The sequence below is a fragment of the Neorickettsia risticii str. Illinois genome (genome assembly GCF_000022525.1).
Lineage (GTDB): Bacteria > Pseudomonadota > Alphaproteobacteria > Rickettsiales > Anaplasmataceae > Neorickettsia > Neorickettsia risticii.
In genome coordinates, this window is record NC_013009.1 from 248,122 (window position 1) to 263,543 (window position 15,422).

The window sequence follows — 15,422 nt, forward strand, 5'->3', positions numbered from 1 at the left end:
CTTTCTTAGTCTTTTGCAAATTTTGTAAGGAAATCCCTGAGCGACCTGAGATGCTCCGTTGCTATCTCAAGCTCTGTTTGATTTGGATCTCCCTTCAGAGCTGAGCGTGCGCCTCTTATGGTCATTCCTCTTTTGTGAAGTAATTCTTGTATTTTCTGTATTGCCTTTATATCGCTTTGTGTGTAGAGTCTTTTCCCGGATTGTCTTTTTGGTTTAAGTATTTCGGGGAACTGAGTTTCCCAGTATCTCAATACGTACTCCTTCAGTCCTATAATTTCCGCGACCTCGCGTATCGAATAGTATAGCTTTCCCTTCTCAAAACAAAACATATGTAACAATTGAAATTATTATGAAGGCAGCAAATGCTGCGAGTAGATCGTCAAGCATCACTCCAAAACCGCCATGTATGTTTTTTTGCACGAGACTTATGGGCCAGGGTTTCACGATATCGAAAAATCTGAACAATATAAATGATGTGACGCACAGAAGCAACATGATGGAAAGCTCAAAGCTACTTCCAAAGGCACAACTGATACATAAAAACAAAATTAGTTGTGCGATCAACTCATCTATTATGACTTCCTTTGGGTCCTCCAAGGAGTAGGTTGTTTCATATTTATCACAGCTCCAGATGCCAATTAGAAACAAAAATGATGAGATCAGGACAACATACGCAGTGGAGAGAGGGAAAAATATAATCAACGGGAGAAAAACAAATGCAAGTATACTACCCAGTGTGCCAGGTACCGGAGAAAGGTAACCAATACCAAAGCATGTCGCGCATTTTGTAAATACGTCCTGCTTTCTGTTCTTATGATTTTGCATTGGGAGCAAGGATGATAAAAAAATTATTGTTATTCTGTACAACTTCTTTTTCCAATTTACCAACCTCAGATCCGACTTCCTCTACAACCTTGTTCAGTAAGTTAATAGCAAGGTTCTTGTTAGTCATTTCCCTACCACGGAGCCTCACTACAACTTTTACTTTGTCTTCCTCCTGCAAAAACTCCCTAATTTTTTTGAGTTTTGTACTCAGATCGCCTGCTCCTATGGATTGGCGTAACTGAACCTCTTTTACCGTAGAGGATTTTTGTTTTCTTCGTTTTAGGTTGGACTCCTTCTTTGCCTCGTACTTGTATTTTCCGTAGTCTAATATTTTACATATCGGTGGAACTACAGCTGAGGATACCTCTACCAAGTCTAAATTTCTGCTTTTTGCTAGCTGCAATGCTTCCGCGATCTTCATCACTCCCATGAACTTATCGTTCACGTCTATCACTCTTACTTCGTTGTTCGCGTTTGCGTAACTCCAGACAATTCTTTTGTCTGTATTAGACCTATTTGGAGTACGGCTAGTGAAATTCTTTTCTTTATTCTTCAAATTTATTGAACCTCAAATTCTTCTTATATTAGTACTACTTATTTGTCGAACATTGAACTCCCCTAATATATCGTCAAGGGCCGTATCAACTGTCTTCACTTCAGACTCACTTGAACCCATTCTTCGTACCGTAACGCTATTGTTTTTTTCCTCAATTCTACCGATGATCCACAAAATTGGGACCCTTCTTGTAGTATGATACCTGATTTTGTAATCAATTCTTTGATTGCTAAAGTCAGAGACAGCACGTATGCCTGTTTTGGATAGATGGTTCAGTAACGACTTTGCATATTCTTCAACCTTTTCCGTAATCGTGAGGACTGCTACCTGTGTTGGAGCGAGCCATAATGGAAATTTGCCGTCATAATGTTCGATCAGGATACCCAGGAAACGCTCAAACGTACCTAAAATAGCTCTGTGCAGCATTACAGGGTGCTGCTTTTTCCCTTCATGGTCTATATAGGTTGCATCCAGACGCTCAGGCAACACAAAATCTACCTGCAGAGTTCCACATTGCCATTTCCTTTTTAATGCATCTACCAGTACAAACTCTATCTTTGGGCCATAGAAGGCTCCTTCTCCGGGGTTGAGTGTATAAACCAACCCTGCTTTATCCATCGCAGACTTCAGTGCAATCTCTGCCTTATCCCAGGTTTCGTCATTTCCAAGACGTACCTCCGGGCGATCTGAAAAGCGCACCTCTACTTCTGTGAATCCAAGATCTCTATAAACCTCTTTTAGTAATTCGCAAAACGCAACAGTCTCATCACAAATTTGTTCAGGTGTGCAGAAAATATGTGCGTCATCCTGAACAAAGCCTCTGACCCTCATTAGACCATGCAGTGCTCCAGAAGCCTCATTTCTGTGACACATACCAAATTCTGCCAGCCGCAGTGGCAAATCTCTATAACTTTTTAGAGATTGTTTAAAGACCTCAATATGTGCAGGGCAGTTCATTGGTTTTAGTGAAAATTCACCATCGTCCGATCTTATAACGAACATATTCTCTTTGAACTTAGACCAATGTCCTGATCTTTCCCACAGGCATTTGCTGTACACAACAGGAGTTTTTACTTCGCGATAATCGTGTGCCTTGAGCTTGCTGCGGATATAATTCTCCAATACTCTGTAAAGGAGGAAACCATTTTCATGCCAAAAGACCTGTCCTTGGGCTTCTTCCTGTAGATGAAAGAGTTCCATTGTCTTACCAATAGCACGATGATCCCTCCTTTTTGCTTCATGTAAGAAGGAAAGATAACTTTCCAATCCGTCTTTTGTTGCCCATGCGGTGCCATATATACGCTGCAAAGAGTCATTTTTTGCGTCACCAAGCCAGTAAGCAGTTGATACTTTCAGTAATTTAAAATGTTTCAACCAACCTGTCGAAGGAGCGTGCGGACCACGGCACAAGTCAATAAAATCACCCTGCTTGTATATAGAAATCTTTTCTTTAGGCGGAATCTTACTTACAAGTTCAACTTTATACTTTTCGCCCTTTTTTTGGAAAAATGAAACTGCATCGTCTCTGCTCCATTCTTCACGTATTATCGGGTAGTTTCTCTGAATGATTTCTTTAATTTTCTCTTCTATTTTTTCGAAATCACTGTCGGAGAAAGGGGCGAGGGTAGAAAAGTCATAATAAAAACCATCATCAATGACTGGTCCTATTCCTAATTTCGTTTCTGGGTATAGCTCCTGTACTGCTTGTGCCATGATATGAGCACAATCATGTCTTAGTATTTCAATTCCCGCTTCGCTTTCGAGGAGAACGGGTTCTATATTTGCATCACAGTCGAGACAGTAAGAGAGATCAACACTAACCCCATTCACTGAAGCTGCGATTGTCTTAGAAAAAACTCCAGCATTAAAACCAGATATTACAGACCCAACAGTCTCACCAAAGGATACGGTGAAAGAAGATGACAAAAGAGTTACGGTTAACACGATACGCCCCAAACGTGACTCTCAACCAAAAGTAGCACCGCGAACACAGGATCCAAAAAAATGCTCCCAAGAAACTCTGAAAACCCGTGATCTCGGTGCGATTCGAACGCACGACCCTTTGATTAAAAGTCAAATGCTCTGCCTACTGAGCTACGAGATCAACTGACCGAGATTTTACAATGAAAGGATGAAAGAATCAATTATAATGTGGGAAAAGAGGGCAATTTCAGAACATCTTTAATAGAGGAATCATATTTTGTTCGGTCCCGATTAGCAACTCTTCATTTTTGTCTTGCACACATATGTGCAGTGTATCATCGCTCTTATCTACAAAGTGACGCATCTTCCCGAGAAATCCATGTGCTTTTTGTGCTGTAAGGCCACTGTCCAAGCTTTTCTCAATCGCTGATATTAAATGGCCTGCTCCTTCTACTTTCAAGCATATCTTACCTTTGGCAATGGATGTGTAACTTGGCGAAAGTGCTACTTTTCCAGTTATGTCACACCTGTGCTGCGGTGTTGAGATATCAAGCCTCTTCACATCTAACGTATAAGTGGGAGGTCTCTCAGATAAATTTACTAGTGACATGTCAGTTTCGATTTTTTTTGTACCTTCACCGAAGCTGAGGGTGAGGTTAATAGTACTTTCTAGTGAGTTTTTCTGTGAATAGCTCATCCTAAAAGCAATGTCGAAGAGCAGGGTCTCGCCCGTGGTTTCTTTATTTTGCATGTGACATTCTAGCTCCTCTTTTTTGATTGAAAGGGTGAAACCATTTTCCCCAGCTGGGATACCTGATATGGATGCTCCATCGAGGTTCTTACAGTGAAATTGTCCATCAGCCGCAGAAATAACAACCGTTGTAGTTGGATTATTTACTTCTATCTCGTTCTTCCAAGGGACACCGGTGAAGATAAGCTTGTCGAACTCCACAAGGAGTGGTTTGTTCAGGTTGTCTATTTTGAGAACCGGCTTTGTGAAGGAAACTCTGGATTTGTACTCGAAAAATCCTTCAAGTTGGTAGCCTGAATATTCAAAAAGTGAGAAACCGCTTAGTGTGGAAACAATATTATTCTTGAGAGACTGTGTCTTATAGAACCAATATCCCGTGACACAAAAAGCTGAAAGTACGACAAACAAGCAGCAGTAGAGAAAAAAGCGCGTCTTATCCATGTTTCGGTAAATAAACCCTTACTTTATATTTCTTGTTGCGCTTGGGAGCCTTACTCTGATCCCATCTATGGACTCGCTCATCACAACTTGGCAACCCAACCTTGACGTAGCAGAAAGTCCAAATGCAAGGTCTAGCATGTCATCTTCATCATCAGAGATAGGAGGCAACTTATCAAACCATTGTGATTCAACTATCACGTGACAAGTAGAACATGCAAGAGAACCTTCACATGCACCTTCTAAGTCAATACCGTTTTTATGTGCCACCGTAAGAATGGTTTCTCCTTCGTGAGCAGTGCAATGACGCTCTTTTCCATTTGGTTCAATGAAAGTTATTTTTAGCTCCTTCGACATGTCAGGTTTTATTCAGGTCTATTTCCATTTTCTTAAAAAGAAAGTCTAATCTCCGCTTCAGGAACGGTTCTGCTACTCGCTCTAGTTCCTCAGTTGCCTCTCTAATTTCGATGCTATCACATTTTTGTATACTTCTTGCTATAAGTTGCATATGCTCATCAATTATTTCTTTTTCGCTGCCGATGAGTAAAGGCTCGTGCTCGGCTAAGGCTTTCCTTAGAACCTGTAAAACACGCTCGGCATGTTTCTGTGCATCTGTTACCGACCTTTTCTTCATGTCCTCTGTGAGGCTAGTTAGGGAATCTTCTACCATCTTCTGCACAGTTTCCCTTTTTAGTCCATAATGCGGGTTTATTTCAATTGTTTGTGCCTTTCCTGTGAGTAATTCGGTCGCACTTACCTTCAATATTCCGTCTTCATCTACACTAAAGGTAATCTCTATTCTCGCTTTACACATTGGAAGCGGGGGTAGGTTGTTAAGCGTGAACTCTGCTAAGTACCTATTATCACAAGCGAATTCTCTTTCTCCTTGTAAGACACGTATCTTAAAGGAGGTTTGACCATCGACTGCGTTAGTCAGTACTTGTGATTGCTTGACTGGGATTGGGGTATCTTTCATGATGATTTTTTCCATCGTACCATCAAGAGTCTCTATACCTAATGAGAGTGGTAGGACATCTAATAAAAGTACCCTTTTAGGATTTTTACCATTAAGAAAGCTCCCCATCAATGCTGCGCCGCAAGCAACAATTGTCTCTGGATTGACTCCCCTCACGACTTTTTCTTCCCCAAAAAACGCGGAAACTCTGCTTCTTATCATTGGTATCATCGTTGATCCACCAACAAGAAGGAGTCCATCAATATCTCCTACGGAGAGACTGCTTGCTCTGAGAGCACGTTTCACTATGTTGATTGTTTTCTCTACATCTTTTTCTATTATTTTTTCAAATTCATCCAATGTGATTTCAAAGCATATGTTTTGTCCCCGATAGTCAAAGTAGTGTGTTACTCTATCTTGGCGACTCAACTCCTCCTTGATCTTCATGCAAACCCCCAGTAAGACTGCTTTTTCCTCATCTGTGGGTTCAAGTACACATTTTTTCAGGAGATGTTCTAACAGTTCCTGATCAAAGTTATCACCACCAAGGTAATCATCACCATCGGTACAGGAAACCTTAAAAATACCTTTGTGGAATTCCAAAATTGAAACATCAAAAGTTCCACCACCTAAATCGTAGACGATGTATCTGCCCTCTTCTTTTTTCTCGTCAATTCCATAGAAAAGTGCTGCTGCAGTTGGTTCACTTAACAGACGCACAACATTTAGCCCGGCAATCGTTGCCGCATCCTTAATTGCGGTGCGGGAAGCGTTATCAAAGTATGCCGGGACTGTTACCACAGCCATGTTCACACAGTGTCCAAGATATTTTTCAGCTGTTCTTTTTAGAGATGCAAAAATTCTGGATGCATATCCTATTGAGAGAGTGCACATTTCCTGCGGATCGTTCCGTATGCTTCCTGGGATGCCTGCTTTTTTTGCGATTATCCTCTTTATTGAGAGAATGTGACCCTTGCATTTCCTTGCTTCCTTTCCAATGATGACGTCCTTGCCTTTCACACCAATAATGGATGGAAGAAGCACGTCGCCATCCTCTTGAGGAATAACAACGCATTTGCCGTTATCGAATACAGAAGCAAGGGAATTGGTTGTTCCAAAGTCTATACCTATGATGACTTCGCGATCAAGTCTTTGTCTTGGTTCATCGATTGTTATCACTTGCATAGATCCTCTGTTTTAATTTTTCTAAATATTTGAGTCCTACACAATACGAGCTTGCCAAGTCATAATCTTTGCAATTGAAAGCTTTTTCCATTTGTTGCAAAGCCTCAATGCACATGTTTTCTACTAATGGTAGGACTTCTACAGCTCCGCCGTTCCTGACTTTTTCCTCCAGTTCGACGATTTGCATAAGCAGTTCAGGACAGCTTTTGTCGGAGAGGTTAGTGTAACCAGATAATTCTAATAAGTGTTGTGCTCTATTAACAGGATCTCTTAAAAGATGATACGCTTTGTTGAGTAATTGAACCTCATCGTAGATAGCTGAATCTTCCTTAACTGAATTAGACGTGGTTCTCAATTTTTTTTTGCAGAGCGAGATAAGATTTCTCCAGTGAATCTGCAGGGTCAAAAGTGAACTTCTCTTCTAATTCTAGGATCCTGAAATAATTTTTTCTTTGCATCTCATACGGTTAGCTGATCTAATTGTGTTTCAAACAAGAGAAGTTCCTGCCTACTTTGCTTAGCGTGGATTTTAGTGTTGCACCTGTCTCATTCAATTTAGTATTGTACCCACTAACTCAATAGTAAAAACTCTTGCCGCATCCACACCTTCCTTTCTCTCTGGGATTTTTGAAAACGAAGCCACTTTTGAATTTTGTTTCTTCATAGTCTATTTTTGTTCCAATAATTCTAAGCATCGTTTTCGGATCAACAAACAATGATACTTTTCCCATAGGACCTTGTTCTAGCTCTACCATTTCATCATGTTGTCCTGCTTCTTCGACATACTCCATACCGTATTCATTTCCACCACATCCTTTGGAAAGTAATTTTATCCTTATACCAAGCGTCGGTTTGCCCTTTCTTTTTCTTTCATCGATCAGCTCAACAAATTTTTGAAACGCCAAAGCGCTCACTGCAATGGGTGGTCCATTTAAATTCATCTGAATCTAGATATGAGGAACCTTGCTTTAGCTTTTGTTATCTGTATTTTCGTTATTTGCCTCCTCAGTGCTAGAAGCAGCCTGTTTCTCTCTAAAATCTTTGATTGCAGCTTTGATTGCATCCTCTGCCAGCATTGAGCAGTGCATTTTTATCGGTGGGAGACACAAAGTAGACGCGATCTCAGTATTTTTGATTTTTTCCGCTTCCTCGATGCTTTTCCCGATCAGGTACTCTGTTGCCAAAGAGCTTGATGCTATCGCTGAACCACAGCCGAAGGTTTTGAACTTTGCGTCCACAATGCAACCGTTATTATCAACTTCGATCTGTAACCTCATCACATCCCCGCAGGCTGGAGCACCCACTAAACCGGTTCCTACGTTCTTTTTATTCTTGTCAATTGTACCAACATTTCTTGGATTGTTGTAATGATTTAATACGGAATCACTATAAGCCATAAACGTCCCCCTCCTAAACTAAATATCAATATTACCTATTTTGTAAACCATTTGCCTAGCTCGTATCCCATTTTATTGAGTTAAGATCTATCCCTTCTTGAGCCATTTCCCATAGGGGACTCATTTCACGCAGACGAATGACTTTTTTCACAAGTAACTCACCAGCCATAATAATTTCTTCCTCTGTGTTGTACCTACCAACCGAAAAGCGTATTGATGAGTGGGCAAGGTCTTCTGCAACTCCAAGTGCTTTCAGAACGTAAGATGTCTCTAAAGATGCTGATGTGCATGCAGATCCGGAGCTAACAGATATTTCTGGGATTGCCATGATTATTGATTCTCCCTCAACATAAGGGAAACTAATATTAAGGTTGCCAGGTAGCCTTCTTGAGGGATCCCCGTTCAGAACGATATCTGGTATTCCCGCCTTGATTATTTCATACAGTTTATTTGTTAGGAACTTCACTCTTTTGTGTTCTTCCTCCATAACCCTGGCTGCAATTTCTGCTGCTTTTCCGAAAGCAACAATCAAAGGAGTAGGAAGTGTGCCGGAGCGAATACCTCTCTCTTGACCACCTCCACTGAAAAGCGGTGTCACCCTTATCCTGGGGTTTTTTCTGCGAATATAAAGGGCACCAACACCCATTGGGCCGTATATCTTGTGACCAGAAATGCTCATAAGTGAGATCTGCATCTCTTCCACATTGAGCGGGATTTTACCAAAGGCTTGCGCTGCGTCTGTGTGAAAGATTATCTCCGCTTCCCTACATATTTGGCCGATCTCTTTGAGTGGTTGCAGGACACCTATTTCGTTATTTGCAGCCATTATGGATACCATCATAGTTGACGGTTTTATAGCTTTTTTGAGTACGTCCAAATTTACAATGCCGTTTTTCTCAACTGGAAGGTAAGTTACTTCGATTCCACTTGTTTCCAAGTTTCTGCAACTATCCAGGACACATTTATGCTCTGTAGAAAGGGTAATTATGTGATTTTTCTCATTTGAACGATAAAAATTAGCCACTCCCTTGATGGCTAAATTATTTGATTCTGTTGCACCAGATGTAAAAATGATGTCTTTAGAAGAAGCGCCAATAAGGTGTGCAATTTTTTCACGTGCATTTTCCACAGCAGCTTCAGCATGCCATCCATATGAATGCGTTCTCGAATGCGGGTTGCAAGGGCGATCAAAGAGGCTGACCATCGCCTCAATGACTTCTGGATCAGGTTTTGTTGTGGATTGATTATCAAGGAATACTGGCAACTTCATTTTTCATTCCCCTAGTTCAAACTATGCAATAATCATTTTACACCCTAATGTTGTACAATATCTCCCATGTTGATACAAGCTTTTTCACTTCTTCTTTTGTATTTGAAATCCCCAAGCTTATTCTAATTGCTGACTTAGCCATATTATTGTCAAAGCCCATTGCGAGCAGTACATGAGATGCTTCCAGCTGTCCGGATGAACATGCTGATCCGTTGCTGACGCATATTCCATGCATATCGAAATGCATTAATTGAGTTGTTCCGTCAATTTCCGGAATGATGATGCAACTTGTGTTTGGGAGTCTTTGAGCTTTCTGGCCCACTATTACAGCCGACTTCATCCGTTTTGATATCTCATCCTCCATATAATCTCTTAAAGATCTTATATTTTTCATATTTTTTATAGAGGTATTAATAAACATTGATGCATTTCCAAATGCAGCTATTGCAGCGAGATTTTCTGTTCCGCTTCTGAGGTTTCTTTCTTGTCCTCCTCCTAGTATGAGTGGTTTTAGTTCTTTCGAAAGATATTTCCTGTAAGCGAGGCACCCAGCACCAATAATGCCTCCCATTTTGTGTGCAGAAAAGGTAATGAAATCTGGCTGTGTCTCATTAAATCTACAATGAATTCTGGAAATAGCTTGTGTAGCGTCCGCATGTACCAATGCTCCATGCTCTTTTGCAATTTCCATTATGAGGTCCAGTGGTTGTATAACTCCAGTTTCGCTATTTGCAAGACAAACCGATACTAATTTACAACCATGGTTCTCCAATAGGGCTCTTTTTAGACTTTCAAGTTTGATAATGCCATTTTCATCAACATCGACTTGAATAGGGTTATTGGCAACTTTAAGCGTCGAACTGTGGTCTGTACTACAAACTATATGCTGGTAATCGCTTGCATTATGGAAAAGCATGTTATTTGCTTCTGTTCCGGAGGCAGTGAATACAAGGTCATAGTCTTCTTCGAGGTTGAGATTTTTCTTTATCAGTCTACGGGCTTCTTCAATAACTTCTCTGGCTGCTTGTCCACGTCTGTGAATTGAGGATGCATTATATGGCAGTTTCAGGAGGGTACATGCTTTTTCTACTGCATATCGGAAAGGAGTAGCTGTGGCATTATTATCCATGTATATGATGTCTTCTTGATAAGATTCCAATGTTGATCCATTGTGCACGTTCTTTTCTTGTCTCAGAACATCGTCTGATATGATGTCCTGAAGCGTCACAGACTCAAAAAAATTATTGAACCTTTTCTCTAGAACAACCCATAGATTGTGGGTACAGCATTTCTTTGCTTCTCCCGTACAACTTTGCTGCCCATCACCACCACAACGAGTTATTTTTGGAGTATCAGCTACGGCTTTGAGGATTTGCATCAAAAAGATTGTATCGGGCTCTTTAGCAAGTCTATAACCGCCGCCAGGACCGAGTAGAGACTCTAAAATACCTTGTTTTTTCAGGGGCGGTAAAATTACCTCAAGAAATTTCTCAGATATTTTTTGTCTTGATGCAATCTCGGAGGTTTTTACGTATTTTCTACCCTTTGAATGCAATGCGATATCAATAGATGCTACAATTGCATACCTTGTTTTGGCTGTGAGCATGGTGAGGTATTCTCCTCTAGACAAGGGTCATAGAATAATCATGATTCTAACATGCTTCGGTTATATAGTGCACTATCAAATACCTATTGGTAAGTATGACATTCGGTAATGTGACTTTTTGTGGAAAAAACGATGAGTTGTATCAGTAGTGTGAGGTATTATCTGAATAGGTATGTTTCTACTTGTGATTGATCTTCGCATGTCCTCTGTTCTTTCTAGAAGCCGCTTTATTTGCTAAAGTTTGCTTGAGATAAATGCGAGTGATTTTGCTAAAAGTCGGAATTCACCTCACGTTGAATGAGGTGTGTATATTCCTTATCATCTCTTTGTATACTTGGCGGAGCTTATAATGCAAAAGGTACTGCTTAATGGACTGATTCTCCTGTTTTTTGCTCCTACGCTTTCACTGATTCTACCATCGTTTAGTGCATACGGATTTGTTTGTGCTTCTTGTTGGTTATTTGGTGAGTACCTACTTAATACTCTAGCACTACTTTCTGGGGTGGGCTTTTTGACTTTCGTTTTTGGAGTTGGTTCTGCTTGTGCCGTGACGTTTTTGTGCTTCCCAGGTCGAAAGCTATTAAGAATGCTGTTATTTTTCCCGATCGCTGTTCCAGGCTACATAATGGCGCTTTCCTATGTGCAGTTCTTTGGATTTTCGTCTGAGTTTTCGAGTTTCTTGAGGGATGTTCTTGGTGTACGGCACTTACTGAGAATCAACTCTTTATATGGAGCGATTTTTGTTATGAGTGTTGCCTTTTACCCATATGTTTACATACTGTGTTTGGCTAGGATTTCTTCTATTGGTGGGGCGATAGCGATAGCAAGAAGCTGCGGAAAATCTTTTCTTTCCACTATGTTAGAGGTTGTGATTCCGATAGCGAGACCGGCCATCGTTGGTGGAATTACACTCGTATTGATGGAAGTGGTTTCGGACTTTGGAATAATGCAATTTTTTGGTCTGCAGACATTTGTAACTGGTATATACAGGAAGTGGTTTCTACTGAATGATGTCATAGGTGCATCGAGGTTGATTCTATTTTTGCTATTGTTTGTCGTGGGAATGATTTTCCTTGAGAAACTTCTAAGACAGGGTGCTGTTTATTCTAATGTCATAGTGGACCACCGTGTGGACTGTTGTTGGCACATTAAGGGCTATAAAGCCGTTGTCATTCCGCTTTTGCTTTCCTTACTTCCACTTTTTGGTTTAATTTTTCCAATAGTTTCGCTTGTGATTTTAAGCGTTGGTGCCGTTCCAGATTATAGGCTCCTATCTCTCGCTTTTGAGAGCATCCAGATTGCCTTGATAGTCTCTTTCTTCACGATCCTAGTCGCATCTTTCTTTGTATATATGGAGAAAAAGAAAAAGATAGGAGCAACAGCCTTCCAGCTGTCTAATTTAGGATACTCGCTTCCTGGATTAGTTGTGGGAATGGGCATAATAAACTTTTTTGCTAGCGGTTCCTCATTTCTGTCATATATACCACTACCAGGGTTACACCTTTTTACTATTGGGACGTTCACAGCACTGGTTTATGCATATGTCTTTCGGTTTCTTGCTCTAGGTTCTAACAGCATAAAGTCTGGTATGGAAAAAATACCCAATGAAATTCCTTGGACGATGAGGCTTGTAGGAAAAAGTGGTTTCATCGATACAGTGCGCGTTTATTCACCAATGTTGGTTGGGTGTTTGGTAAGTGCTGCCATGTTTATTTTTCTTGATACGTTTAAAGAACTGCCATTGACTTTACTTGTTAGACCTTTCAATTTCGAGACGATGTCCACTCGTGTATACGAGCTTGTCATGGATGAAAGATATGAGGACGCCGCTATGCCAGCACTCATAATGACGGCTATATGTATTGCAATAACGTGGTTTCTTACGCGCAGTACATACGCTGGAGATTTGCGTAATCTGAAAAAACAATCTAAAATCGGGTGTTTCTGCGATGTTTGCTTAAGTAAGAATGGTTGTTTCGATTGAGTGTATTCCTAGAACTAGTTTGGGGGGGAATAGTGCGGATGTTCTGCGCAGGTCTGGGTTTGTGCCGGCTGTTGTCTATGGTAAAGAGCGAGAAAATATGAACGTTGCTATTTCCGTTAGAGATGTAAGTAAGCATTTCGCAGTCTTATCGGGTAGTGGAGTTGTTGAGTTGTCTTGTGAAGGAAAGGTATATAAGGTAGTCCCTAAAGCGTATGAACTCCACCCAGTTTCTTCTGTTGTGCTGCATTTGGATTTTGTTTTTGCTGGTGAACATTCCTCGAAGTTTCAAGTTCCGCTCAATTTTGTAAACTCTGGAAAGTCCGAGGCGATAAGGCTCGGTGCAATGCTCAATATAGTCAAGCGGACAGTCCTTGTCAGGTGCGCGGCAGCGAATCTTCCTAAGAGCATCCCCGTGGATATAGAAAATGCTAAGGTAGGTGACTCAATCAAGTTCTCCGATCTCGTTTTTCCTGATGGAGTTGTGCCACTTGCGAGGGATGCAAATTCGGTTGTCGCGACGGTTGTAGGTAAGAAAGTTAAGGCTAGTACTACGGCTACTACCGCGTAATGTCGGAGTTTCGCACGCTTGTTCTGTGTGGCTTGGGGAACCCAGGATTCCGGTATGCGGAGACGCGGCATAACCTTGGGTTCATGCTTATTGATTACATTAGGTGTACCTTTTCTTTTCCGGAGTTTCTTCCGAAATTTTCCGGGCTCTTATCTTCAGGGCGAGTTTCTTCCTCTCTTTTGTACTTATTCAAGCCGGTGGCGTTTATGAATAATTCAGGTAGGCCACTTGTACAGCTGGTCAACTTTTATAAAGTCGAGCCTGAAAATGTAATCGTCTTTCACGATGATATAGATCTTGATTTTGCTAAAGTGAAGATAAAAAGGGGTGGAGGCTCTGGAGGTCATAATGGACTGAAATCTCTCGATGCTAACTTGGGTAGAGATTATTGGAGGTTTCGCTTCGGTGTGGGAAGAGGTGTTGGTGAGCCGGCTGAACATGTTTTGTCATGTTTTACTTCGTTGGAGTTGGAGCGTTTGAATAAGTTATTTGGATTTATTGGTACGAACCTTCCTCTTCTTTTAAGTGATATTGCTACGCACAAAGAGAAGTTTCTTGGTGAATACAGTACTGCAGTCAGTAAAGGATAATCCTGGGAAATAGTATTCTATGTTTCTCCATAACAAGTTGGGATGGGTACTAATAGCGGTCTGTTATCCTTTCCGCGTTAAGCTGGTTAATTTCATCTGAAATTGCTTGATTTGGTGGTGCAGCAACGTTTTTATCGTCTACGGCTTGGGCCTCCTTTTCTGCCGCGATAATGATAAGGTCACTCACGATTTCTAGTTGCGCTTCACTTGCTTTCGCAGGTGTGTGACCAATGAAATGCATTCCGGAGCTGTTTAGATTTTGTCGTGCATCATGTTTCGTATTATAGCGCGTTGCAAATGCAATTTTTTTCCCTAGAACCGAGTACATAAGGCTCTCAGCGGGGTAATTCAGATAATATTCTTTGGTTTCTATGCCTTCCTGGACTATAACACTTGTAATTGCAGTATTACCTTTAGTAGTTCCTAATTTTTTACGCTCTTTCCTGTTCATGAAGAGAATTTCTTTTCCACTGCTTGCGGTAAGAATCCCCATACCATAACTGCCGCTGTTTGCTTTAATAAAAACAAATGGTTTTGACGATATTCCATACTGCTTGTAGTTTTTCTGGAGCTTTTCAATTATTCCATCTACAACATCTGCAAGCCTTGCGAGACTTTCTTGAGTGTCAAAGTTAATATTGTCACAAGCTTCTGAATAAGCATAGAATAACCACGGATCTAACTCAAAAGTATTGGCGAATTCCTCTACTGTTTTTTCATAGTACGGGAAATACTGAGTTTTTGTCCTTTTCCACCAACCTAGTAATGGGGAAGGGAGGCACGGTTGGCTTACTTCCAGGAGCACAGAAGGGTCAAGCGAGATCATGTCGTTGTTTAGTACTATTAAATCTGGAATCACACCACTTTCCGTGATGATTCTTTTATCCTTTATGTGAAAAGTTTCTGTGTCTATGTTTTCTATTTTCTGATCACTAGGATTTCCCAGAATAACGGTATTTTTTGCATCTTCAAATAATTTTTTTAGTGTGTGAACGTTACTTAAATAGTGGGTATTTCGGGTATGTGTCTCTATGATTAGTAGAATTGTTTTTCCTGTATAGCGTTCACAAATCAACCTTGTTGCGAGTGTCTGGCTTTCCTTATTGAGTAAGTGGAATCCAGCTGGAAAGATGTTTACATCTACCGGGGCAAGTTTAAATCTGGCGTTCCTTATGTCCGCTGAGAGGTACAACAACTTTCCACTAATTCTACTGTTGCACCACCGACGGATTTCTTCTATATTCGTAGAAATCTTTGAGAAATGTCTATCCATTGAGAAGAGTGCTCCTTTAGAGACTTACTATGTCAGGAAGCGTCTGTGTAAAAGGGGAAGAAGGCAATTCTAACATGGATTTTCACGTGTGTAAAACAATA

Annotated in this window: 16 protein-coding genes and 1 tRNA gene; 3 read left to right on the forward strand and 14 right to left on the reverse strand. The window is 40.8% G+C overall.

Annotation, left to right across the window (positions count from 1 at the left end; all coding sequences use genetic code 11):
* Positions 1-5 precede the first annotated feature (5 nt).
* From NRI_RS01240 to NRI_RS01300, 13 genes are all read right to left on the reverse strand, one after another.
* Positions 6-329 (reverse strand): MerR family transcriptional regulator, encoded by a 324-nt coding sequence (locus NRI_RS01240; protein WP_015816170.1) that lies wholly within the window; start codon positions 327-329, stop codon positions 6-8.
* On the reverse strand, positions 316-825 hold the full coding sequence (locus NRI_RS01245; RefSeq protein ID WP_015816158.1) for a phosphatidylglycerophosphatase A family protein: 510 nt from the start codon (positions 823-825) through the stop codon (positions 316-318). The genes NRI_RS01240 and NRI_RS01245 overlap by 14 nt, the downstream gene beginning before the upstream one ends.
* Positions 812-1,381 carry a translation initiation factor IF-3 gene (gene infC / locus NRI_RS01250; RefSeq protein WP_081436399.1) on the reverse strand — a complete coding sequence of 190 codons (570 nt, stop codon included), beginning with the start codon at positions 1,379-1,381 and terminating at the stop codon, positions 812-814. Before infC ends, NRI_RS01245 begins: the two co-directional genes overlap by 14 nt.
* Before the next feature lie 12 nt (positions 1,382-1,393).
* Positions 1,394-3,325 carry a threonine--tRNA ligase gene (gene thrS / locus NRI_RS01255; protein WP_238523022.1) on the reverse strand — a complete coding sequence of 644 codons (1,932 nt, stop codon included), beginning with the start codon at positions 3,323-3,325 and terminating at the stop codon, positions 1,394-1,396.
* A gap of 87 nt (positions 3,326-3,412) precedes the next feature.
* A tRNA-Lys gene (locus NRI_RS01260) sits at positions 3,413-3,485 on the reverse strand.
* Positions 3,486-3,551: 66 nt separating this feature from the next.
* Entirely contained in the window at positions 3,552-4,463 is a 912-nt protein-coding gene (locus NRI_RS01265) for a hypothetical protein (protein WP_238523023.1), read from the reverse strand.
* Positions 4,464-4,514: 51 nt separating this feature from the next.
* Complete coding sequence (locus tag NRI_RS01270; protein WP_015816160.1) at positions 4,515-4,850, reverse strand: ferredoxin family 2Fe-2S iron-sulfur cluster binding protein; 336 nt, start codon at positions 4,848-4,850, stop codon at positions 4,515-4,517.
* Between the two features lies 1 nt (position 4,851).
* On the reverse strand, positions 4,852-6,633 hold the full coding sequence (locus NRI_RS01275) for an Hsp70 family protein (RefSeq protein WP_015816173.1): 1,782 nt from the start codon (positions 6,631-6,633) through the stop codon (positions 4,852-4,854).
* Positions 6,611-7,039 (reverse strand): Fe-S protein assembly co-chaperone HscB, encoded by a 429-nt coding sequence (hscB, locus tag NRI_RS01280; protein ID WP_148205710.1) that lies wholly within the window; start codon positions 7,037-7,039, stop codon positions 6,611-6,613. The genes NRI_RS01275 and hscB overlap by 23 nt, the downstream gene beginning before the upstream one ends.
* A gap of 169 nt (positions 7,040-7,208) precedes the next feature.
* On the reverse strand, positions 7,209-7,574 hold the full coding sequence (locus NRI_RS01285; protein WP_015816162.1) for a HesB/IscA family protein: 366 nt from the start codon (positions 7,572-7,574) through the stop codon (positions 7,209-7,211).
* Between the two features lie 27 nt (positions 7,575-7,601).
* Complete coding sequence (gene iscU, locus NRI_RS01290; RefSeq protein WP_015816175.1) at positions 7,602-8,030, reverse strand: Fe-S cluster assembly scaffold IscU; 429 nt, start codon at positions 8,028-8,030, stop codon at positions 7,602-7,604.
* Positions 8,031-8,085: 55 nt separating this feature from the next.
* Positions 8,086-9,300 carry an IscS subfamily cysteine desulfurase gene (locus tag NRI_RS01295; RefSeq protein ID WP_015816163.1) on the reverse strand — a complete coding sequence of 405 codons (1,215 nt, stop codon included), beginning with the start codon at positions 9,298-9,300 and terminating at the stop codon, positions 8,086-8,088.
* 37 nt (positions 9,301-9,337) lie between these two features.
* Positions 9,338-10,906: an aminotransferase class V-fold PLP-dependent enzyme gene (locus tag NRI_RS01300; RefSeq protein WP_015816176.1), complete on the reverse strand. Its 1,569-nt coding sequence runs from the start codon at positions 10,904-10,906 to the stop codon at positions 9,338-9,340.
* A 349-nt stretch (positions 10,907-11,255) separates the two neighbouring features.
* Between NRI_RS01300 and NRI_RS01305 the strand changes: the two genes are divergently transcribed.
* Genes NRI_RS01305 through pth form a run of 3 tightly spaced genes read left to right on the forward strand, consistent with a single transcriptional unit; the run spans position 11,256 to position 14,048 of the window.
* The gene (locus NRI_RS01305; RefSeq protein WP_015816164.1) at positions 11,256-12,890 is read left to right on the forward strand and encodes an ABC transporter permease; all 1,635 of its coding nucleotides are present in this window, start codon (positions 11,256-11,258) and stop codon (positions 12,888-12,890) included.
* Positions 12,874-13,458, forward strand: a complete 585-nt coding sequence (locus NRI_RS01310; RefSeq protein ID WP_015816177.1) for a 50S ribosomal protein L25 — start codon at positions 12,874-12,876, stop codon at positions 13,456-13,458. The genes NRI_RS01305 and NRI_RS01310 overlap by 17 nt, the downstream gene beginning before the upstream one ends.
* Complete coding sequence (gene pth, locus NRI_RS01315) at positions 13,458-14,048, forward strand: aminoacyl-tRNA hydrolase (RefSeq protein ID WP_041351430.1); 591 nt, start codon at positions 13,458-13,460, stop codon at positions 14,046-14,048. Before NRI_RS01310 ends, pth begins: the two co-directional genes overlap by 1 nt.
* 49 nt (positions 14,049-14,097) lie before the next feature.
* Here pth and gshA read toward each other — a convergent pair whose 3' ends face one another.
* Positions 14,098-15,321: a glutamate--cysteine ligase gene (gshA, locus tag NRI_RS01320; RefSeq protein WP_015816178.1), complete on the reverse strand. Its 1,224-nt coding sequence runs from the start codon at positions 15,319-15,321 to the stop codon at positions 14,098-14,100.
* Positions 15,322-15,422 lie beyond the last annotated feature (101 nt).

What these genes read in the sequence shown, in the direction of transcription:
- NRI_RS01275 (WP_015816173.1), bottom strand. Translation starts at nt 6,633, where the DNA reads ATGCAAGTGATAACAATCGATGAACCAAGACAAAGACTTGATCGCGAA.
- NRI_RS01245 (WP_015816158.1), bottom strand. Translation starts at nt 825, where the DNA reads ATGCAAAATCATAAGAACAGAAAGCAGGACGTATTTACAAAATGCGCG.
- NRI_RS01285 (WP_015816162.1), bottom strand. Translation starts at nt 7,574, where the DNA reads ATGAATTTAAATGGACCACCCATTGCAGTGAGCGCTTTGGCGTTTCAA.
- NRI_RS01310 (WP_015816177.1), top strand. Translation starts at nt 12,874, where the DNA reads ATGGTTGTTTCGATTGAGTGTATTCCTAGAACTAGTTTGGGGGGGAAT.
- NRI_RS01295 (WP_015816163.1), bottom strand. Translation starts at nt 9,300, where the DNA reads ATGAAGTTGCCAGTATTCCTTGATAATCAATCCACAACAAAACCTGAT.
- NRI_RS01270 (WP_015816160.1), bottom strand. Translation starts at nt 4,850, where the DNA reads ATGTCGAAGGAGCTAAAAATAACTTTCATTGAACCAAATGGAAAAGAG.
- iscU (WP_015816175.1), bottom strand. Translation starts at nt 8,030, where the DNA reads ATGGCTTATAGTGATTCCGTATTAAATCATTACAACAATCCAAGAAAT.
- NRI_RS01305 (WP_015816164.1), top strand. Translation starts at nt 11,256, where the DNA reads ATGCAAAAGGTACTGCTTAATGGACTGATTCTCCTGTTTTTTGCTCCT.
- NRI_RS01240 (WP_015816170.1), bottom strand. Translation starts at nt 329, where the DNA reads ATGTTTTGTTTTGAGAAGGGAAAGCTATACTATTCGATACGCGAGGTC.
- gshA (WP_015816178.1), bottom strand. Translation starts at nt 15,321, where the DNA reads ATGGATAGACATTTCTCAAAGATTTCTACGAATATAGAAGAAATCCGT.
- pth (WP_041351430.1), top strand. Translation starts at nt 13,458, where the DNA reads ATGTCGGAGTTTCGCACGCTTGTTCTGTGTGGCTTGGGGAACCCAGGA.
- NRI_RS01300 (WP_015816176.1), bottom strand. Translation starts at nt 10,906, where the DNA reads ATGCTCACAGCCAAAACAAGGTATGCAATTGTAGCATCTATTGATATC.